This window comes from Actinomadura rugatobispora (assembly GCF_042656285.1).
In the GTDB taxonomy this organism is placed as follows: Bacteria; Actinomycetota; Actinomycetes; order Streptosporangiales; family Streptosporangiaceae; genus Spirillospora; species Spirillospora rugatobispora.
The window spans coordinates 1-553 of the sequence record NZ_JBHSON010000315.1 but is presented as its reverse complement, the minus strand read 5'-3'; the positions used below and the strand labels follow the sequence as shown (position 1 = coordinate 553).

At 53.2% G+C, this 553-nt stretch carries 1 protein-coding gene; it reads left to right on the top strand.

Annotated elements, in window-relative coordinates; genetic code table 11:
• A partial coding sequence (locus ACFPZN_RS56575; RefSeq protein ID WP_378293768.1) for a hypothetical protein occupies window positions 1–437 on the top strand: 437 nt, incomplete at its 5' end.
• Window positions 438–553 lie beyond the last annotated feature (116 nt).

The window sequence follows — 553 nt, the reverse complement described above, 5'->3', positions numbered from 1 at the left end:
CAATCGGGTACACGATCGCCACGTCGCCGCTGAAACAGACGTGCTTTGCCCCAGCCTCGTTTTACACTATCAAGGACGAAAACAACGTGACGCTGGCGCGAGGAATTTATCGCTCATACCGCGATGGACTTCATGAGGGACACACGACCTATATCGGTAACATCCGCCATTTTCAGGACGGAAAACGCGTAGGGCAAGCTTCACCCGTACAGCGCAGCGTGAATTATACCATGTCCTTCTCCGGCAACCTGCTGCATCTGACGATGCTTAGCCACGCCCGTCGACTGGGCGATCAAAGCAACGAAAAAGAGGTGACGGATTATATTTTTCCGCAGCTTAAGAGCGGCGAAACCTCCACCAGTTCCCTCTATTTGCTGGAAAACAGCATCCTGGCATCGGGAACGGAGACGGTAGTACGGATAGCCTGCACGAATTAAGCCCTCAAACCAGCGCCTGTAGTAACCCGCTCAGGATCTCGAAGCCGTGGCTCATAAGACGTTCAAAAAATGGAGCCAGCGTTTCGTCGATGAGCAACAGTGCCAGCATGCCAAAG